This window comes from Mesorhizobium sp. M1E.F.Ca.ET.063.01.1.1, assembly GCF_003998155.1.
GTDB lineage: Bacteria > Pseudomonadota > Alphaproteobacteria > Rhizobiales > Rhizobiaceae > Mesorhizobium.
Map to the genome: position 1 here is coordinate 1 of NZ_RZSC01000048.1, position 17,975 is coordinate 17,975.

The window sequence follows — 17,975 nt, forward strand, 5'->3', positions numbered from 1 at the left end:
GGTAGCCGTTGCGCTGGACAAGCCGCAGCGGGTTCTTCTCGCCATGGGCCGCGCCGGTGGCGGCGCCCACCTCCAGCTCCATCAGCCGCTCGGCGGCAAAGCCGATCATCTCGCGCAGGATATCGGCGTCGGGGGTCTTCTCTACGAGCGTGCGCAGGTTCATCATGTCGTTGGTCATCGGTGGTTCCCTTCGAATCAGGTTGTGTCAGCAACCCAACCCTACCGAAGAACATCGATGACCGCCGCTACGCCGCTCGCTCGCTACAGCGCTGTTGAAGGCGCGCTCGCGAGCGGCTTCGCTATCGCCGACCTACACCACGCGGTGGGACACGACCATTGGATCGTGTCGCGCCAAGTGGTTTAGCTCGGCGGAACACAATCGGTCGGAGCAATGAGCAGGGCGGCGAACGCAGATGCGGATGTAGTTTCGCCAGCGACGTTTGCGCCGCTCAGGAATCCGACGTTTCGCTCGATCTGGTTGGCCTCTCAAGTCTCCTGCCTCGGCGGCTGATGCAGACTGTTGCCATCAGCTGTCTGATGGCAACGATTTCGTCTTCCGATCTGATGGTTGCGCTGGTGCAGGCTTAATCCGAATGGTCTGCCCCCATTGAAGTGGTCCTCACCTAGGTATGGTTTTTGAGCCGATTGAGGAGTGCAGAGATGGCCAGGAAACGGCACACAGCAGAAGAGATTGTCGCGAAGCTGCGTCAGGTTGACGTGCTGACATCGCAGGGGCGTCCGGTCGCGGAAGCGGTTCGGTCGATAGGCGTGACGGAAGTTACATATTGCCGGTGGCGGCAGGAATATGGTGGCCTGAAAGGCGACCAGGTGAAGCGTCTGAAGGAACTGGAGGCCGAGAACACCAGGCTCCGGCGCGCGATCTCGGATCTGACGCTGGACAAGACAATCCTGGCCGAGGCTGCGCGGGGAAACTACTAAACCCCGCGCGCCGCCGTGCCTGTGTGGATCATGTGGTTGCCGAACTAGGGGTGTCGGAGCGACGGGCCTGCCTGGTTCTGGGCCAGCATCGATCGACGTAGCGCAAGATCCCACGAGACCTGACGGTGAAGCGGCGCTGACCGCCGACATCATTGCGCTCGCCACTCAGTATGGCCGCCAGGGCTATCATCGCATCACGGCGATGCTGCATCGAGCCGGCTGGGTGGTGGACCGCAATCGGGTCGAGAGGATCTGGCGACGCGAGGGGCTGAAGGTTCCGCACAAGCAGCCCAAGCGCGATCGGCTATGGTGCAACGAGAACTCCTGCATCCGACTTCGGCCCACATCCCAACCATGTCTGGTCCTATGACTTCGCCCAGGACCGCACCCACGACGAAGGAGCTTCCGCATGCTCAACATCATCGAGTTCACTCGAGAATGCCTGACGATCAGGATCGGACGGAAGCTGAAAGCCGTCGACGCGATCGACACGCTCTCGGACCTGTTCATCCTGCGCGGCGTGCCCCCGCCACATTCGTTCCGACAACGGCACGGAATTGACCTCAATGGCGGTCCTGCGATGGTGCCAGCAGACCGGCGTCGAATGGCACTACATCGCGCCGGGCAGTCCTCACGGCATGCCTCCTCTTGAGACGAGGCAGGAATGATTACCGCCTCTGTGAGTTATTGGGCCCTCAGTTCCATTGAGGTACCTCGATCACCATTGAAGCGAGGGCCAGTCGAGCAAGTCTAATCTGGCCGCTGTTCACGCTGCGTTATTATGAGGTGGAAGAGTTCGATTGCGCCGAGCGGACCTCGTAATGACCAGGTTTTTGATCTCCTCTACGGCAAATCAGATTTGCCGGGGCCATCTGCACGGACCTCAATGTGCCAAACCGACGCTGTCATGACTCAACCAACTGAGGCCAGTTGCTTGGGCTAAGCCGCAGCGCGGCAGCACGGCGATGTCCTTCCAGCTTTTCAGACGCGCTCTGACGCACGGCAGCCGGAGCCACCGCGGCGACGCCGCGCTCGTCCAGCCACTGGTGGGTGGCGATCTTAACGTAGGAGCCAACCCAAAGACCGCCGGTGTAGCGACCTGCGGCCATCGTCGGTAGGGTGTGGTTCGTACCGCAGCACTTGTCCGAATAGACGACGCTGGCGAGTTCACCGATGAAGAGCGAGCCGTAGTTTCGAAGCTTCATGGCGGTTGCTTGGGGATTGCGTGTGTGGACCTGCAGATGCTCCGTCGCGATGTAGTCCGAATAGGCAATCATCGTGTCTTCGTCCTCCACAACGGTAATTTCGCCATAATCTTTCCACGCGGCGCCCGCTACCGGAGCCGTCGGCAGGTCTTCCAGCTGCCTTTCGACTTCCTCGAGAACGTCTTCAGCAAGCTTGCGATCAGTCGTCACGAGCCCAACGCGGGTGCGGACGTCGTGCTCGGCCTGCGCCAGCAGATCGGTCGCGATGGTTGCTGCATTGCCTGTCTCGTCGGCGACGATGAATATCTCGCTCGGGCCAGCGAGCTGGTCGATCCCGACCTGACCGAACACCTGACGCTTTGCTTCGTTGACGAAGGCGTTGCCCGGACCAACGATCTTGTCGACTGCCGGAATCGTCTCGGTGCCGTATGCCATGGCCGCAATCGCCTGGGCTCCACCGACGCGGAAAATGCGGTCTGCACCGGCAAGATGACAACCTGCGATCATCGCAGGGTGAGCGTTCGGCGGAAGACAGGCGATTACCTGATCACAGCCTGCGACCTTGGCCGGTACGAGGGTCATGATCGGCGCAGACAGGAGCGAGTAACGGCCACCAGGCACATAGCAGCCAACGATTTCAATCGGAATGACGCGGTGACCAAGATGAAGTCCCGGCAAGCTTTCGATTTCGAGGGGGAGAATGGTTTTCAACTGTGCCTCGGCGAAGCGCCGGACGTTAGCGATGGCAAATTCCGTGTCTTCTCGGGTCTGCGGATCGAGATCGGCGACAGCTTTCTGCTTCTCCTCCTCGGTGATTTCGAAGTTGGTGACGTCAGCCTTGTCGAAGGCAAGCGAGTAATCACGAACCGCAGCGTCCCCACGTGTGCGAACGTTCGCAATGATCTCCTTGACGGTTTTCTCGACCGGGGCCGTGTCCGAGACGGCGTCCCGAGAGGGCCGCTTAATTTGGGTAAATTTGCCTTTCAGCGCTTCAAGACGCGACGTCATCAAAACCTCCTTATGTGCGATGATGGACGCTAGCATCGTGGAACAAAAGCAGTTGACAAGTGCCCGGCGAGCACGCGTTCAATATATTCACCGCCTAGTTGTTTGATCCCAGGCTCTGATGGGCATCCTTGGCGTCCGAATTAAAGGATGCGCTATGGGTTAAGTTCTTCATGGGAGCGCCACTACGACAGAGGCGGTCCGTCGAGCGATACAACATAGTCAAGAGAGCCTGAGGACGCTGGCCAAGCGCTACGGGATCAAACCAGAAGACGGTTGCGAAATGGAAGAGGCGAGCTTCGGTCTCCGATCTACCGACTGGTCCGAAGGAACCGAGATCGACGGTGCTCTCGATTGAGGAGGAGCGGTCATTGTCGCTTTCCGCCGCTACACGCTGCTGCCGCTCGACGACTGCCTCTATGCGCTTCAAGCGACCATCCCGCACCTGACGCGGTCTTCATTGCATCGCCCTGCAGCGCCACGGCATCGGTCGGCTCCCGGATGTCGAGGGCGACAAACCGGCGAAGAGGAAATTCAAGAGCTACCCGATCGGCTACTTTCACATCGACATTGCCGAGGTCAGGACCGAGCAGGGCAACTGCACATGTTCGTCGCTATCGACCGCACCTCGAAGTTCGCCTTCGTCGAGTTGCACGAGAAGGCCCCCACAGCCGTATCAAGAGACTTTCTACTGCGGTTGATCGCGGCCGTGCCCTACAAGATCCACACCGTGCTTACCGACAATGGCATCACCACCCCCGGTGCCGGTGGCTCGGCGGTGCCGCTGATCAAGGAGGCAATCGCCAATGGCGAGATCTTCCGCGCTCACGCCTTCGAATACGCCTGCGCCAGGAACGACATCGAGCACCGCACGACCAAGGCTAGGCATCCGTGGACCAACGGCCAGGTCGAGAGGATGAACCGAACTATCAAGGACGCCACCGTCAAGCGCTTCTGCTATGAGAGCCACGATCAGCTCCGGCAGCATCTCACCGACTTCGTCGCCGCCTACAACTTCGCCCGCAGGCTCAAGACCCTCAAGGGCCTCACGCCCTACGAGTTCATTTGCAAGGCATGGGCGTCACAACCAGAACGCTTCAAGCTTGACCCGCTCCAGCAAATGCCGGGACTTCTCTATTCGGCGTGTTGAAGTCAATCGCTTTCAAGCTTCCTCTACCACGGGCATTTGATGTCTTTCGCGAGGCCTTGCTTCTCTTCGGGATCGGCGCGTTGGCCCTCCCAGCATGGGATCAGTTGGAGTGAAGAGGACATCTAAACAGCGTTCTCACCATGTTGCGGCGGTGGAAACGAGTCCCGGCACGTCCTCTCTTCATCCTCCGTCCCGCGAAGGACATTCATCCGCCCCTGGCGGATCTCGTTATCGGATCTTCTCCCTTTCGTTTGGTTGACCCGGCTATATCACCGCCGTCGCTTCCTCTCGCGCCCAGCGGAACTCACTGCCGTCGGACCATATTCTGTGCATGATGACAGCCAATCTGCGAGCAAGGGCAACGGTCGCTCTTTGTCGGCCCCGGCGCTTAGCGACGTTCATCGCCCAAGCTTTCAGCCATGACCACTTTTCACCACCGTCAGCAAGACTTGCGCGGCTTCATAAAGTAGCGTTCGCATCATGGCGTCACCGCACAGGGAAACACGTCCGACGCGATTGTCCTCGCCTGATTGATGCAAGCGCGGCGTCAACCCGAGAGCCGGCCTACGGCCTTCGAATTCTTGAAGCGGGCAGGAATGTCGACCGTAGCCTTGAAAGCCAGCGCAACGACAGGTCCGACACCAGGGACGGTCATCAACCGTCTGCAAACCGTGTCACCCTTCACGATCGACAACAGCCTTTCATGCAGTACCGTGAACTGCTCGCGAAGTTTCTGCCGAGCGGCGAGCAACACCTCCATAATGTCACGTAGCTCCGGAATGTCGCCGGAAAGGTCCTGGATGCGATCCGCAAATTTGGCAGCGCCGACAATGCCAACCTTGAGACCGAAGTTACGCAACAGGCCTCGAATGTCGTTCTCAATTGCGATGGCCTTTTCCTGCAGCAACTTGCGGGCTGTCAACAGCGCCCGGCGTTTCTGGCTCATCAGCGTCTTGACGTGCACGGGCCGGAACAAATTAACCCGCATCATCTGCGCGATGCCGCGCGCATCATTGCGGTCGGTCTTGTTGACCTGCGCCTTGAGAAAGGCCTTCGCATGACGGGTTTCGATGCAGATTGCAGGTAGTCCGGCTCCCGCCAGACCACTGAACAACCATTGTGATAAGGGACCAGCTTCAAGCCCGATCCGGGCCAGATTCCAGGCGGGGTTCTTCAACGCCTCAACAAGATCGTCCGGATGGCTCGCAACACATCTCTCGGCAAATTCGGCCTCCTTCATCCACGATGCAAACGGTCGTCTTTTCACGGAGACGTCCAGTCCGGCATAATGCTTCATGCTGCGCTTCCATTCCTGATGCTTGTGGCTGTTCACGCAGACCACGTTTTATCATCAGCTCGAAGCGCAGCACCCTCAAACACCCGTTCAAGACGTGGGGCAAAGCCGAATACCCCATCTAAACACCTAGCCAGGGTTCTAAGGTGGTCGCCCACGGTGACCGCCGCTCGAACAGGGAAGCGTCTTATCCAGCTCTGGTCAGAATGCTTAGAAATCCACTACTCGGCCATTAGCTTTCGAGGTGATCGACGGGATCGCCGGTCGTTTCCGCCGCTCATAAACGTCAAAAGGCACGGTGTCATGCCATTGATCCCAATCCAGGATCACAAGATGGACCTCCTTTGATTTGGCGAGGCTGTTAGAACCGTCCAGCGGCATCTATGCAGCGGACCCGTTAGACGCGAAGGCGGGTATACTGTCGTGGCTCGAACTCGATCTTGTCGACAGGATAGAACGGCCGCGCGTGCCGCCAAGGAAACTGATCAACGTAGTACGAACTCATGCCAGGCGTATCTACTGTAACCACTCGGCCAATTTTGGCGAAATTCAGCTGAAAGTGATAGCCGGAGCGAGTGACTATGATTTTGGCCTTCTCAGGATCGAGACCCACGGCTCTGAAATAGTCGGGATCCACATAGGAATACGGCTGGTTTGTGAGTAGTACGCTGATGTTCCCCACCTTGAAGACCGCGTATTTTTCAATGTACGTTTTCGTGCCGCGATCCGAAGGGCCGTCGTACAAGACAGGCACATTCGCACCCAGACTGATAACCTTGCCTTTGGCGGTCACGCTCGGGCTTGCGCTGGAGTATTTTCCCCCGAACTTTAGGAAGATCTCACCTCCGATGCCCGCGCGATCGCACGTTGCAACGGCCTCGGGATCATAGATCGGAAAGTAAGTTTCGACGTTGATCTTGCTTTCCAGTAGGTAGTTCAGGATATAAGTGCTATCACCTGGGCCGCCTGCAATCACCCGGTCCCCCTGATCACCTATAATGATCGGACGATCCGACTGTTCGATGTCCTTCAACTGCTCTTGGAGGGCCGGATACTTTTTGATCAGATCGTCACGGTAGTCCCAGATCATTTTCATGATGTCATTTGCAACCTTCCGCGCCTGATCAACTTCGCCGTTTCCATAGGCCAATACGGTCTGCCCTATCGAGGCGACGTCCATGAATTGCTGAGAGTTGAAAATGGATGCATCCCAAATCCGGCCCTGCTCCACTGCATTGTGGGCGTAGGCATGTATCTCGACGAGCGGGCCGGAGAGGGTAGTGTCATTGCCCAACGTCAGCATCGGTAGGAAGGTGGCGGCGAGAACCGGATCGAACGTGCCGTCAAGAATTCCCATCGCCGCGCGGAAAGCCCGCTTGGCGGTGGCCGACTGATCCTCGTGCGGGTTTGTCAAATAACCCGAAAGGAAATCGAGGGGCTCCAGTGTGCTTTCTTTCACGTGAGCATGTAGGTCGAATGCCGCCGTGATCGGGACCTCATTGCCAACGACGGTACGGAGTCGCTCGATCAAGAAACCCTCTGGGTCCGCCAGGGTCTCGGTAAGCATGCCGCCGTGCAGAGGAAGTACGATAGCGTCGAAGTCGCCCCGCTTCGCCGCTTCAACCATGATGTCTGTCACTTCAGCGAAGACTACGTTGTCCACGGGTCCACCAGATTGCGCCCGGAAAAGGGTGGGGACAATCAGCTCAACGCCAGCTTCATGAGCAGAGTCGATAACCCCGCCGAACGTGGAATTTGCTCCGCGATTATGCTCAACGGCACCTTGGCCCTCAATAATCGTGAAGCGCTCGCGACGAGTGATGATAGGATTGAAACTGTGGGATTCTTGGGCAATACCCCCCGTTAGAACGCGCCTCTTAGCCATGGTACACCTCGTTTATTGTTTTCCCGGAGGCTAACACCGGAGGCTGCCCTAGCAAGTACCTCGCCCTGCGCGGTTAATAAACTCACCGCAATCTCGTCCTCGACTTGCCGGCTTTTTGGCTCGCCTGCCGCCAGAGCGTTGAACATTGTCGTGATTTGCCTAACAACCCGGTGGCACGCTCGGGCAAACAAACCAAAACAGGAAGCCCAATGCTTCACATCTGTTGACCCTGTGAGAGTTTCCGCCGGTCGAACTTCACCATAGTTGCAACCGCCAGGGATCGTCTTAGTATGTGGGCGGCGTGATTGCGCTCAGGATCTCGCTTTCCTGGTCGTGGACGTTGCGGAACCTGTGCGGCAAACGGCTGTCAAAATAATAGCCGTCGCCGGCACGCAGAACCTTCTTTTGATCTCCCACGGTGACCTCAACTGCACCGGAGATGACCATTCCGGCCTCCTGCGCTGCATGCGTGAACTCTTCGCCAGAGTCTGCTCCTATGGCATATCTCTCTTGAAGCATGAGCAGCTGCCGGTTGGGGTGATCCAGCCCGATCACCCGGTATGAGATCGTCTCAACCTTTCCTATCTCCACAAGATCGGCGGCCGAGTAGAACGGAGTGTAGGGCAGACTCGACTGGAGGTCAGAAAAGAACCCTGTAAGCGTCGTTCCAAGGGCATCCAACACGGCCCCAAGGGTGTCGATCGAGGGGCTCATTTTATCCCGTTCCATTAAGGAGACCGTGGAATGAGAGAGGCCGGATCGAATAGCCAGTTCTCGAACGCCCAGATCGCGCCGGCGCCTCAGCTCCCGGAGCTTGCTTCCGATCTTAGGCATTGGGACCTCCTGCTGTCTTCAATATGTGCGCCGAGTAGGGCACCCAGCGCGAGCACTGAAACAACACAGATGCACAGCTGCCGAGCAGTGAAAATACTGAACACGTGGTTTCGGCGCAATTGGGCGAATGAGGCCGCGCCCACTGAGAGGATGGATCCACTAAGATGCAGATGATGATCGAGGGCCAGTCACCCTTCCAGCCTTTCGGCTTAGCTTATTGGTTCGCATGATCTCAATAAGGGATTTGGAAGCATGACTGCCTCGGACGAATATCATATCGGCGTGGACTATCACCAATCCTACAGTCGTCTGGTGGTGCAGGACAGTAGCGGCAAGACGTTGCGCTCCGGCCGAGTGAAGAACGACTGCCGGGCTCGGCTGTTCATCCAGCCCCCTCTGAAGCCCGGGTAACAGACATAGCCTCTTGGTGATCGACCACGCAAAATGCGTTCAATGTCGGGTTGTTGGCGTCGATGCGGCTGAGACATTCATCGACGACTTCAACGGGCGAGGCCGGCCGCGTTCGGTATAGCTCCAGGCACTCGCATGCCGTCAGCCCGTCAAGATATGTTGGCATGAGGTCCGCTACATTCTGTTTGTTAGATACTCGACGGCAGCCATCGCTTGTGGCCTTCTCGGCGTTGTTTGCTGCATTGACGTCCCTTCTTATGTATCTTTATGCAGCCTGCATTGCGCATCAAATTCGACCTGACGTTTGTTCCCTCCGGTTCAATGGCGAGGGAAAAAAGCTGTTGATGGCTCGGGCTTGCGCGGGGCACTTGTTGGCCGCTCGATTGACAACGTTATTTGCGGTGCATGCTTTCCTTTCTCGTCCAGTTCCTTGTCTGCTTCCGTGAGACGATGATTCAGGCGAAGGTAGTCGGTCCAGGTCGGCGTGCGGAATGTCTCCGTCCACTCTATAGGCTCCTGCAGGTTGCGTTGGAGAGTCCAGTGCCGAGCACCGACGCGGCTCTGTACATGCCGGCGCTCGCGCATGACTTCCAGGAAAGCCTCGATGTTCTCTTCATTGATCAGATATTCGACCTTTACCACTATCAGAGCGCTTCTCGGCTTCAGATGAAGCGCGACTGCCGGGGCGTCGAATCCTCCAAAGGATCGGGCTCGGCCTCGCGGCGCCCGCGAAGCGGAAACAGGACGCCGGCTCCGGGGACCAGCAGCAAGGCTCCAGCGGAGCCCTCCAGCGCCCAGGCCAGGAAATGATTCTCGGCGCCCGTTTCCATTTTGTGAGGCCCGGGCAAAAGAGGGAAACCCCTCATTTTCGAGCATGGAGTTTAACCGTTCTGCGTGCAAATCCTTCTGTCGTCAAGGTAATCACCAATTTGGTGCTCAGCAGGAGGAACCGCTTTGGAAAGAGGCATGGTCATCATCGGTGCCGGGCACGCGGGCTGCAGGGCTGCACAATCCCTGCGCCCTCACGGTTGGGCCGGACCCATACATCTCATCAATGGAGAGGAGCGCGCGCCCTACGAGCGGCCGCCACTTTCGAAATCCGTGCTATTGCAGCAGAAGGAGATATCACAACTCCCGCTGCTGCGGAGCGCTTGGCTGGAGGACGACGCCACTTTCTGCCATGAAGATGTGCGTGTAACGACGATCGACCGCACCCAGAAGACCCTGGCTTTGTCGAACGGCCAATCCCTCACGTATGAGAGCCTTCTGATCGCGACTGGGGCGAAGCCGCGCACGTTGGATTTCGGCAGGCCTCTTGCCGCCGGCGTGATGACGCTACGGTCGGCAGTCCACGCTGAAGCATTGCGCGACACTTTGCTCGCCGGCAAACGGTTGGTCATAATCGGTGGCGGTTTGATCGGTCTAGAGGTTGCGGCGTCGGCTGTGGGCAAGGGTTGTGGGGTCACTGTTATAGAGATAGCCCCACGCCTCCTCGCAAGAGTCGTGCCTGCGGAAATTGCCTCGGAAGTCCGCAAAGATCATGAAGCCGCGGGCATTCAGTTCCGACTCGGCACTTCTGTGGAAGGTATCGTAGGAGACGCTTATGTCAAAGGCGTTCGCTTGGCGTCCGGCGAAGAAATTCCTTGTGACGTTCTGCTGGTTTCTATCGGAGTGAGCCCTGAAACTGCGCTGGCCGAGGCCTCTGGGTTGGAAATCGACAACGGCATCGTTGTGGACGAATTCCTTCGCACAAGCGATCCGGCGATTTTCGCTGCCGGCGATGTCAGCTCTATTCGACGGGACGAATCCTTGCGACCTCAGCGACTTGAATGCTGGAAAAATGCCGAGGATCAAGGCGAACTCGTGGCCAGGAACATGCTGGGCCATCAGGTTCCTTATGAAATGGTGCCGTGGATGTGGTCGGATCAGTTCGATAAAGTCATCCAAGCGGCCGGCTGGCCGGCGCCGGACCAATCCATAACCCTCAGGCCCCTGGCGTCGGGCAGCATCGCTGCTTTCCATCATGATCGGGAAACGCTGGTCGCAGTTAGCGCTTACGGCGCGATCGGGGTCGTCGCGAAGGCGGTCCGGGTGGGGTCAACAATGCTCCAGCGGGGTATGTCCCCACCGCCCGGAACTGTTTGCGCTGTAGCTGACCTTCGGGAGCTACTTCAGGTTCAACAGGCAGCGTAGAGTTAGACATGCAAAATCTCCTGATCTTCCAGTCGCTTTGGTCCATGGAATTGCGCAGTGCCCGCTATCCGGAACGCACACTTGAGGACAATATCGACAAGATATTCAAGGCTGGCTTCCAAGGGGTGAGTGCCGATTGGCGCGACCGCAGCTTCGTCAAGAAGCTATCCGCGTTGCTCAAGGACAACGGCATGCAAGCCGAAGGGCAATGCTTTCCGAGGACCGTCGACGACCTCAAGCCGGTGCTTGAAAATGCCGTAGAATTCGGCGTTCACCACATCGATCTGCAGCCGGACGTGCGGCCGCGACGCGTTCAGGAATGTATCCCCTTGCTCGAAGGATGGCGCCGGCTCGCCCATGAAGCGGGCGTCGAAGTCTATATCGAGACCCATCGCGACCGCATGACGACCGATCTCCACTTCACACTGGACCTATTGGATTGCTTCCCTGATCTTAGGCTCCTAGGCGATCTATCGCACTTTGTTGTTGGGCGTGAGTTCGCCTGGCCCATTCCCGATGAGCATCATGTCGAGATTCACCGCATTCTCGATAATTCCTGGGCCTTTCATGGCCGGGTGGCAACGCGCGAACAAGTTCAGATCGAAATCTCCTACCCGCAGCATAAAATGTGGGTGGATCAGTTCCTGTCCTGGTGGGAATACGGCTTTCGAAGCTGGCAGCAGCGAGCGAGCAAAGACGACTCCCTTTCGTTTACCTGCGAATTAGGGCCAAAACCGTATGCCATCACCGGGCCGGATGGCGAGGACACGGTTGATCGCTGGGCAGAGTCGCTTCTGCTGAAGGATCACATTGCGCGGGTATGGAAAAATTCAATCATAAATCAATAGTGGGGAATTTCCATGGCCGTTCGCGCTGCCGTGGCCACACAGGCCGGCAACCCGCTCGAAATCATGAGCGTACAGCTCGAAGGCCCGAGGGCCGGTGAAGTGCTGATCGAGGTCAAGGCAACCGGCATTTGCCACATCGACGGTTTCACCCTTTCCGGCGCCGATCCGGAAGGCCTGTTTCCGGCCATCCTCGGCCATGAAGGCGCGGGCATCGTCGTCGATGTCGGACCGGGCGTCACCTCAGTCAAGAAGGGTGTCCATGTCATCCCGCTCTATACGCCGGAATGCCGCTCCTGCCCGTCTCGCCTTTCCCGTAAGACGAACCTTTGCACCGCCATCCGCGCCACCCAGGGCCAGGGCGTCATGCCGGATGGGACCTCGCGCTTCTCGATCGGCAAGGACAAGATCCATCACTATATGGGCTGCTCGACCTTCGCCAATTTCACTGTGCTGCCGGAAATCGCCGTCGCCAAGGTGCGTGAGGACGCGCCGTTCGACAAGATCTGCTATATCGGCTGCGGCGTTACCACCGGCATCGGCGCGGTGATCAACACCGCCAAGGTGGAGATCGGTGCCACGGCCGTGGTCTTCGGCCTCGGCGGCATCGGCCTCAATGTGCTGCAGGGTCTGAAACTGGCCGGTGCCGACATGATCATCGGCGTCGGCATCAACAATGACCGCAAGGCCTGGGGCGAGCGCTTCGGCATGACTCACTTCGTCAATCCGAAGGAAGTCGATGGCGATATCGTCCCGTATCTCGTCAACCTGACCAAGCGCGGTGCCGACCAGATCGGCGGCCGACTATACGTTCGACTGCACCGGCAACACCAAGGTGATGCGCCAAGCGCTGGAAGCCAGCCATCGTGGTTGGGGCAAGTCGGTAATCATCGCGGCGTGGCCGGCGCCGGCCAGGAAATCTCCACCCGCCCCCTTCCAGCTGGTGACCGGCCGGACCTGGATGGGCACCGCCTTCGGCGGCGCACGTGGCCGCACTGACGTGCCCAAGATTGTCGATTGGTACATGGACGGCAAGATCCAGATCGATCCGATGATCACCCACACCACGCCGCTCGGCGACATCAACAAGGGTTTCGAGCTGATGCACCAGGGCGAAAGCATTCGCGGTGTAGTCGTTTATTAAGGAGGAGCATTTTCAAAAATGGCGAACGAAAAATGGGTTGAAGCGGTTGGTATCACTGACGTGCCGGTCGATGATGTAGTGCGGTGGGACCATGAGGGCCTGAGCTATGCCATTTACCGACTTGGTGGCGATGAGTTCTTTGCCAGCTCGAATATCTGCACGCACGAGCACGCCTATTTGTCCGAAGGGTTTCTCGAACACGGCGTGATTGAATGTCCGAGGCATTCGGGAAGATTCGATGTCAGAACGGGCGATCCGCTCGGCGCGCCTGTCTGTGACGCCGTCAAAATCTTCCCGGTTAAGGTGGAAAACGGATCGGTATTCGTCCAGGTCGAGGGATAGGCACTTATCCAACAGCCACGGATCCAAAGTCCGTCGAGCCGGAGCGGCTGATCACTCCCCTGATCCGCCGCATTTCCCTGCCGATGCTCTCGGCGATTCCGTAGCCGGTCGCCCCGACCACAACACCCCACCCGTTGGAGTGGACCAAAATGACCGATCCGTCGACCATTTTGACTTCCTGCACCAGTACGCCTAAGTGTGGCATTCCCATCAGCTGCAATGACAGTTCATATTGGTCGGACCAAAAGAACGGCACCGACGGATTCGGGACAGCAAGACCGCACAGCGAGGCCGCGGCAATCGCCGCGTGATCCTCAGCATTCTGCCAGGCTTCCACACGGATTCGACGGTCAAATATGGGATGCCAGAACGACGCCACATCACCACAAGCCAGAATATCCTTGTCCGACGTGACTAGGCCCTGATCCGTACATATTCCAACGTCGATCTCAAGGCCCGCGTCCTCGCCAAGAGCGACGTTCGGGTAAACCCCAACCCCAACGAGCGCGAGATCGCACTCAACCGTCTCGCCGTTAGACAATACGGCGGCCTTAAGCGCTTTATTGCGGTCGTGTATGAACCGCTCGACCATGGTCATGAAATTGAATGTGACGCCTGCCGCGCGATGCCTTTCAAGCAGCTTGCCAGCTATCTGGCGGGGAACAATCCTCGACAGCAGTCGATCTGAAGCCTCCACGACCCGCGTATCGATACCCAGGCCACGCATGGCTGAGGCAACCTCGAGGCCTATAAAGCCGCCGCCAATGATCAACAGTTTCCGGATGTCACCAAGTCGGGAAGCGACCGCAAGCGCGTCGTCGTATGTCCTGAGTTTCAAAACGTCACGCAGATCGCCGCCGGGGACAGTCAGAGGCCTGACGCTGGATCCTGTGGCAATCACACACTTGTCGTAGGCCACGGCCTCTCCATCGGCCAAACTGACTTCCTTCTTGTCTCTGTTGATGGATAGCGCCTGAACCCCGGCCTTTATGCTAATTGCTGTCCACGCGGCGCTCTCTGGGCGCCAGATCAAGTGCTTTTCGAGCGTGGATCCGCCGATGATGACGGACTTCGAAAGGGGTGGACGTTCATACGGCGGATACGGCTCATCAAAAATGAGGGTCGTTTCGAGACTGTCGGCTTCTTTTGCCAGCAGCTGAGAAAGTCGCCCGCCGGCTTGGCCACCCCCGATGATTACGATCTTCTTCCGCATTTGCCTCACCACACGATATCGCTTGGACATGCAACGACATAGACTAAATTGTCAAAGGATGGATTGGCAGCCCTTAGACTTTGACAATCCGAGGGAGCAAGTGGTGCGAAAGAACCTCAAGGACGTTGCCCGGCTCGCCGGCGTTGGTCTCGCTACGGTGGACCGCGTCCTCAATGAACGGGGCGGCGTTTCCCCGAGCACTGCCATTCGCGTGATTGACGCTGCGCGCCAGCTCCAGATGAAACGCCCCCTGCCCTCACCCTACTCCCGGCGATTGCGCTTCGAAATTATCATGATCACGCCGGATAGCAGCAGTGCCTCGCGCATAAATGCTACCGTTGAATCCCTCATTCCCGAGCTGGGAAGCGCTGTTACCTTGCAGCGGCGGTTCCTGCCGGCAAAGCGCTCGGCCGCCTTGGCGGGGGCGATCTTCGAGTCGAAAAGCGATGCCTTGATCGTGTTTGCACCCGAAACGGCGAAGGTTCAGGACGCTATCGCTGCCAAAACGGCGTCTGGAGTTCCTGTTGTGACAATCCTATCCGACCTTCCAACGACGCCGAGACTTTCTTACGTCGGCATTGATCACCTTAGGGCCGGACGGGCAGCAGCGTTTTTTCTGGCGCAGATGCTGGCTGCGGACGCAGAAACACTCATTGCTTGCAGCGACCTGGATTACAGGTTCGAGGCCGAGCGTGTGGCCGGATTCCGTCAGGCTTGGTCAGAGTTGGGTGCGGAGCCACGCAACGTCAAAGTCGTCGAGTGTGCCCGTAGCCAGCGCCCCTTTTGGGAGAGCGTCGCTGCCGCAATCCGCCAAATTGATAATGTGGGAGCGGTCTACAGCGCAGGCGTTGGGAGCCACCTTGTGGAGCAAGGGCTCGTTTCCGCTGGTCAAATCGGTAGGATTAAGTTCATCGCCCACGAACTTGACGAGACCGCCAAGCGCCTCTTGCTCGACAACAAGGTGACACTCGTCATTGATCAGAACCTGGAGCTCCAGATCGCGCGGGCGGTCGATCATTTTCGACGGAGGTTTGGCCTGAAAGGCGATAGCATCCCCGACGGAGTTCCATTTCAACTCCACATCAGGGATAACTTGCTCTGAGTTTGTCACCCGGTGCTACGCAATCCCCTATTCGGCCGCCTCACTTTCTGTCGGTGTACGAAACAGAACGATCCGGTGGTCAACTTCTCCCTCTATCCGCTGCTCTGAATACAGTAACGTTTATATTCTCCTCGTTGCCAGTTTGGAGTCAAAACTTGATAATGGGTAGAGCTCGGCACGCCCGACTGGCCGGGATTATTAACAAAGATACTGTTGTCCCACGATCTCACATCTATAACTATCCGGACCGATGGCCCGTCTATAACGGAGAACTCTTCGCCGATAACCTGACAAATTCAGGGTTGAACGACTGCCACCAAGGCCGATCGGCCCCAGCGCATTTCCTCGACCAGACGCAGGCCGAGGTGCTGCCAGGGTGCGTAGCTGGATGATGGAAAACCATCATGAAAGGGTGATGCCTATTCACGTCATCCAACCTAACATTTCCGAATAGGAAATCGTCGTTGGGAGCGGCCTATGGATGATCTAGAATATGGAACCCGCAACAAACGTGGCGACTGGAAGCCACGCGATCCGCTCAAATATCCACCATTGTTCGTGTGGCCATTAAGGCCGATAGCCACTCTCAGGTGGTTGTTTGCATTCGATGGATATATCCTGCCCTGGTATATTGCTTACGCCCTCGTCGCCTGCGGAGTTTGGGCATACCTAACTCCTTCTATAGTGACACTCAGATCATCCAACTATGAGTGGCTGGCATACCTCTTCTGGCGGAATATCTTAATAGCCTTGGTAGTCTACGGGGCGTGGCATCTCAGGCTCTATACTTTCAAACTACAGGGCAAGAAATTTAAGTACAATAGCATATGGCCGGCCAAAGGTAATCGAGCCTTCTTGTTCAAACACCAAAATGTGGACAATGTTATTTGGTCGCTAGGGAGTGGCGTGCCTATCTGGACCGCGTACGAAGCAGGGATGTTATGGCTCTTCGCCAACGGTTATATTCCGTTCGTAGGATGGTGGGAGCATCCCATCTACTGCATAGTATTGCTGCTGCTGATCCCATTTATTGAAAATCTGCATTTCTATGTTATTCACCGATTCTTGCACTGGCCTCCGATGTATCGATGGGTCCATTCTTTACACCACAACAACGTGAATCCTGGCCCCTGGTCGGGATTGGCGATGCACCCCATCGAGCACCTCCTCTACTTCTCCGGAGTTTTGGTCTACGTAGTGATTCCATCCCACCCCATTCACGCGATATTCCATCTGTTTCATTCTGCTCTGGACCCCGCACAAGTGCACGCAGGATTCGACAAGCTTGTGGTGGGAGAGAAAGCCGTAGATACGCATGGCTATCAACATTACCTCCATCACAAGTACTTTGAATGTAACTACTCTGGTGGTCTTATCCCTCTCGATAAGTGGTTTGGGACGTTTCATGATGGTTCACCCGAAGCGCAGGAGGCTATGAACAGGAGATTCAAGGAACGCGCGCGCAAGCAGGTAAGCTAAAACTTGCGATGGCGCTGGCCGGCACCCATTGGGTGATCCTATCGCTGGCGCTTATCGTCGGCGTGGCCGGCGAAGCTGGGCCGGGATGCGAAGCCGGCCATAAGATAGCTACCGGCGCTGGCCGCGGCGTTATCAACTTAACTCGCGTTCAGGGATACAAGCCATCGTTTCCCGCCGCGCGCTTTGCGCATTTGGAATCTGGCTAGTCTCAATGCCCCCGAGTGAAACAATGAAGACGTTGATCGTGGGGCTGGACAAGCTACCTGTTGGGCCGGAACGCTCTCGTTATCCGGCGACGTTCCTGCAGCGCCAGTTCGCCGCCGGTTTCGTAAAGCTCCCTGAAGCGGTAGTAACTGTCGCGAATAGCGCATCATCTTGCAGTCCTGGCTGACATTGCCGAGCTGTTTGTCCAGCTCCAGCAGCCCCACCTTGGCGCGGATGATCTTTTGGTCCTTGGTCATGTCAGTGTCCTTTCTAACGCCGAGGCCGCGCTGCGAACCCTGACCACTCCGCGCCCGGCCTCGGCTCAAGCTTCAGCCTAGCCTAGCCTAGCCTAGTTGTTTGATCCCAGGCTCTGATGGGCATCCTTGGCGTCCGAATTAAAGGATGCGCTATGGGTTAAATTCTTCATGGGAGCGCCACTACGACAGAGGCGGTCCGTCGAGCGATACAACATAGTCAAGAGAGCCTGAGGACGCTGGCCAAGCGCTACGGGATCAAACCAGAAGACGGTTGCGAAATGGAAGAGGCGAGCTTCGGTCTCCGATCTACCGACTGGTCCGAAGGAACCGAGATCGACGGTGCTCTCGATTGAGGAGGAGCGGTCATTGTCGCTTTCCGCCGCTACACGCTGCTGCCGCTCGACGACTGCCTCTATGCGCTTCAAGCGACCATCCCGCACCTGACGCGGTCTTCATTGCATCGCCCTGCAGCG

Annotated in this window: 10 protein-coding genes and 9 pseudogenes; 11 read left to right on the plus strand and 8 right to left on the minus strand. The window is 57.5% G+C overall.

Annotated elements, in window-relative coordinates:
* Positions 1 to 178 (minus strand): annotated as a pseudogene (locus EOA29_RS06615) (IS256 family transposase); the annotation flags it as partial.
* A 213-nt stretch (positions 179 to 391) separates the two neighbouring features.
* On the opposite strand from EOA29_RS06615, the pseudogene EOA29_RS06620 reads away from it, so the two are divergent.
* Positions 392 to 585 (plus strand): annotated as a pseudogene (locus EOA29_RS06620) (MFS transporter); the annotation flags it as partial.
* Positions 586 to 660: 75 nt separating this feature from the next.
* A pseudogene (locus EOA29_RS06625) lies at positions 661 to 1,514 on the plus strand (IS3 family transposase); the annotation flags it as partial.
* A 330-nt stretch (positions 1,515 to 1,844) separates the two neighbouring features.
* Here the strand turns inward: EOA29_RS06625 and hisD are convergent.
* On the minus strand, positions 1,845 to 3,152 hold the full coding sequence (gene hisD, locus EOA29_RS06630; protein WP_029356462.1) for a histidinol dehydrogenase: 1,308 nt from the start codon (positions 3,150 to 3,152) through the stop codon (positions 1,845 to 1,847).
* Positions 3,153 to 3,360: 208 nt separating this feature from the next.
* Between hisD and EOA29_RS06635 the strand changes: the two are divergent.
* Positions 3,361 to 4,299: pseudogene (locus EOA29_RS06635) on the plus strand (IS481 family transposase).
* Between the two features lie 478 nt (positions 4,300 to 4,777).
* Here EOA29_RS06635 and EOA29_RS06640 read toward each other — a convergent pair.
* From EOA29_RS06640 to EOA29_RS06650, 3 genes and pseudogenes are all read right to left on the minus strand, one after another.
* Positions 4,778 to 5,596 (minus strand): annotated as a pseudogene (locus tag EOA29_RS06640) (transposase).
* Positions 5,597 to 5,990: 394 nt separating this feature from the next.
* Complete coding sequence (locus EOA29_RS06645) at positions 5,991 to 7,478, minus strand: M81 family metallopeptidase (protein WP_127220561.1); 1,488 nt, start codon at positions 7,476 to 7,478, stop codon at positions 5,991 to 5,993.
* A 285-nt stretch (positions 7,479 to 7,763) separates the two neighbouring features.
* The gene (locus EOA29_RS06650; RefSeq protein ID WP_029356464.1) at positions 7,764 to 8,312 is read right to left on the minus strand and encodes a cupin domain-containing protein; all 549 of its coding nucleotides are present in this window, start codon (positions 8,310 to 8,312) and stop codon (positions 7,764 to 7,766) included.
* Positions 8,313 to 8,564: 252 nt separating this feature from the next.
* Here EOA29_RS06650 and EOA29_RS06655 point away from each other — a divergent pair, with 252 nt between their 5' ends.
* Positions 8,565 to 8,723 carry a hypothetical protein gene (locus EOA29_RS06655; protein WP_240992579.1) on the plus strand — a complete coding sequence of 53 codons (159 nt, stop codon included), beginning with the start codon at positions 8,565 to 8,567 and terminating at the stop codon, positions 8,721 to 8,723.
* Between the two features lie 318 nt (positions 8,724 to 9,041).
* On the opposite strand, the pseudogene EOA29_RS06665 reads toward EOA29_RS06655, so the two are convergent.
* Positions 9,042 to 9,547 (minus strand): annotated as a pseudogene (locus EOA29_RS06665) (MFS transporter); the annotation flags it as partial.
* Between the two features lie 142 nt (positions 9,548 to 9,689).
* Here EOA29_RS06665 and EOA29_RS06670 point away from each other — a divergent pair.
* The 4 genes and pseudogenes from EOA29_RS06670 (at position 9,690) to EOA29_RS06685 (ending at position 13,247) form a co-directional block, all read left to right on the plus strand.
* Positions 9,690 to 10,916 carry an FAD-dependent oxidoreductase gene (locus tag EOA29_RS06670; RefSeq protein WP_029356468.1) on the plus strand — a complete coding sequence of 409 codons (1,227 nt, stop codon included), beginning with the start codon at positions 9,690 to 9,692 and terminating at the stop codon, positions 10,914 to 10,916.
* An 8-nt stretch (positions 10,917 to 10,924) separates the two neighbouring features.
* Positions 10,925 to 11,764 (plus strand): xylose isomerase, encoded by an 840-nt coding sequence (locus EOA29_RS06675; protein ID WP_029356470.1) that lies wholly within the window; start codon positions 10,925 to 10,927, stop codon positions 11,762 to 11,764.
* A gap of 12 nt (positions 11,765 to 11,776) precedes the next feature.
* A pseudogene (locus EOA29_RS06680) lies at positions 11,777 to 12,905 on the plus strand (S-(hydroxymethyl)glutathione dehydrogenase/class III alcohol dehydrogenase).
* An 18-nt stretch (positions 12,906 to 12,923) separates the two neighbouring features.
* Positions 12,924 to 13,247 carry a non-heme iron oxygenase ferredoxin subunit gene (locus tag EOA29_RS06685; protein ID WP_029356472.1) on the plus strand — a complete coding sequence of 108 codons (324 nt, stop codon included), beginning with the start codon at positions 12,924 to 12,926 and terminating at the stop codon, positions 13,245 to 13,247.
* A gap of 4 nt (positions 13,248 to 13,251) precedes the next feature.
* Here the strand turns inward: EOA29_RS06685 and EOA29_RS06690 are convergent, their stop codons facing one another.
* Complete coding sequence (locus EOA29_RS06690) at positions 13,252 to 14,460, minus strand: FAD-dependent oxidoreductase (protein WP_127220563.1); 1,209 nt, start codon at positions 14,458 to 14,460, stop codon at positions 13,252 to 13,254.
* Between the two features lie 103 nt (positions 14,461 to 14,563).
* On the opposite strand from EOA29_RS06690, the gene EOA29_RS06695 reads away from it, so the two are divergent.
* Together EOA29_RS06695 and EOA29_RS06705 are read left to right on the plus strand one after the other, a co-directional pair.
* Positions 14,564 to 15,562, plus strand: a complete 999-nt coding sequence (locus tag EOA29_RS06695) for a LacI family DNA-binding transcriptional regulator (RefSeq protein WP_029356473.1) — start codon at positions 14,564 to 14,566, stop codon at positions 15,560 to 15,562.
* Between the two features lie 477 nt (positions 15,563 to 16,039).
* Positions 16,040 to 17,041 (plus strand): sterol desaturase family protein, encoded by a 1,002-nt coding sequence (locus EOA29_RS06705; RefSeq protein WP_127220567.1) that lies wholly within the window; start codon positions 16,040 to 16,042, stop codon positions 17,039 to 17,041.
* 298 nt (positions 17,042 to 17,339) lie between these two features.
* Here EOA29_RS06705 and EOA29_RS06710 read toward each other — a convergent pair.
* Positions 17,340 to 17,502 (minus strand): annotated as a pseudogene (locus EOA29_RS06710) (helix-turn-helix domain-containing protein); the annotation flags it as partial.
* Positions 17,503 to 17,663: 161 nt separating this feature from the next.
* Here EOA29_RS06710 and EOA29_RS06715 point away from each other — a divergent pair.
* Positions 17,664 to 17,975 (plus strand): annotated as a pseudogene (locus EOA29_RS06715) (IS481 family transposase); the annotation flags it as partial.

What these genes read in the sequence shown, in the direction of transcription:
- EOA29_RS06705 (WP_127220567.1), top strand. Translation starts at nt 16,040, where the DNA reads ATGGATGATCTAGAATATGGAACCCGCAACAAACGTGGCGACTGGAAG.
- EOA29_RS06685 (WP_029356472.1), top strand. Translation starts at nt 12,924, where the DNA reads ATGGCGAACGAAAAATGGGTTGAAGCGGTTGGTATCACTGACGTGCCG.
- EOA29_RS06670 (WP_029356468.1), top strand. Translation starts at nt 9,690, where the DNA reads ATGGTCATCATCGGTGCCGGGCACGCGGGCTGCAGGGCTGCACAATCC.
- EOA29_RS06650 (WP_029356464.1), bottom strand. Translation starts at nt 8,312, where the DNA reads ATGCCTAAGATCGGAAGCAAGCTCCGGGAGCTGAGGCGCCGGCGCGAT.
- EOA29_RS06690 (WP_127220563.1), bottom strand. Translation starts at nt 14,460, where the DNA reads ATGCGGAAGAAGATCGTAATCATCGGGGGTGGCCAAGCCGGCGGGCGA.
- EOA29_RS06655 (WP_240992579.1), top strand. Translation starts at nt 8,565, where the DNA reads ATGACTGCCTCGGACGAATATCATATCGGCGTGGACTATCACCAATCC.
- hisD (WP_029356462.1), bottom strand. Translation starts at nt 3,152, where the DNA reads ATGACGTCGCGTCTTGAAGCGCTGAAAGGCAAATTTACCCAAATTAAG.
- EOA29_RS06645 (WP_127220561.1), bottom strand. Translation starts at nt 7,478, where the DNA reads ATGGCTAAGAGGCGCGTTCTAACGGGGGGTATTGCCCAAGAATCCCAC.
- EOA29_RS06675 (WP_029356470.1), top strand. Translation starts at nt 10,925, where the DNA reads ATGCAAAATCTCCTGATCTTCCAGTCGCTTTGGTCCATGGAATTGCGC.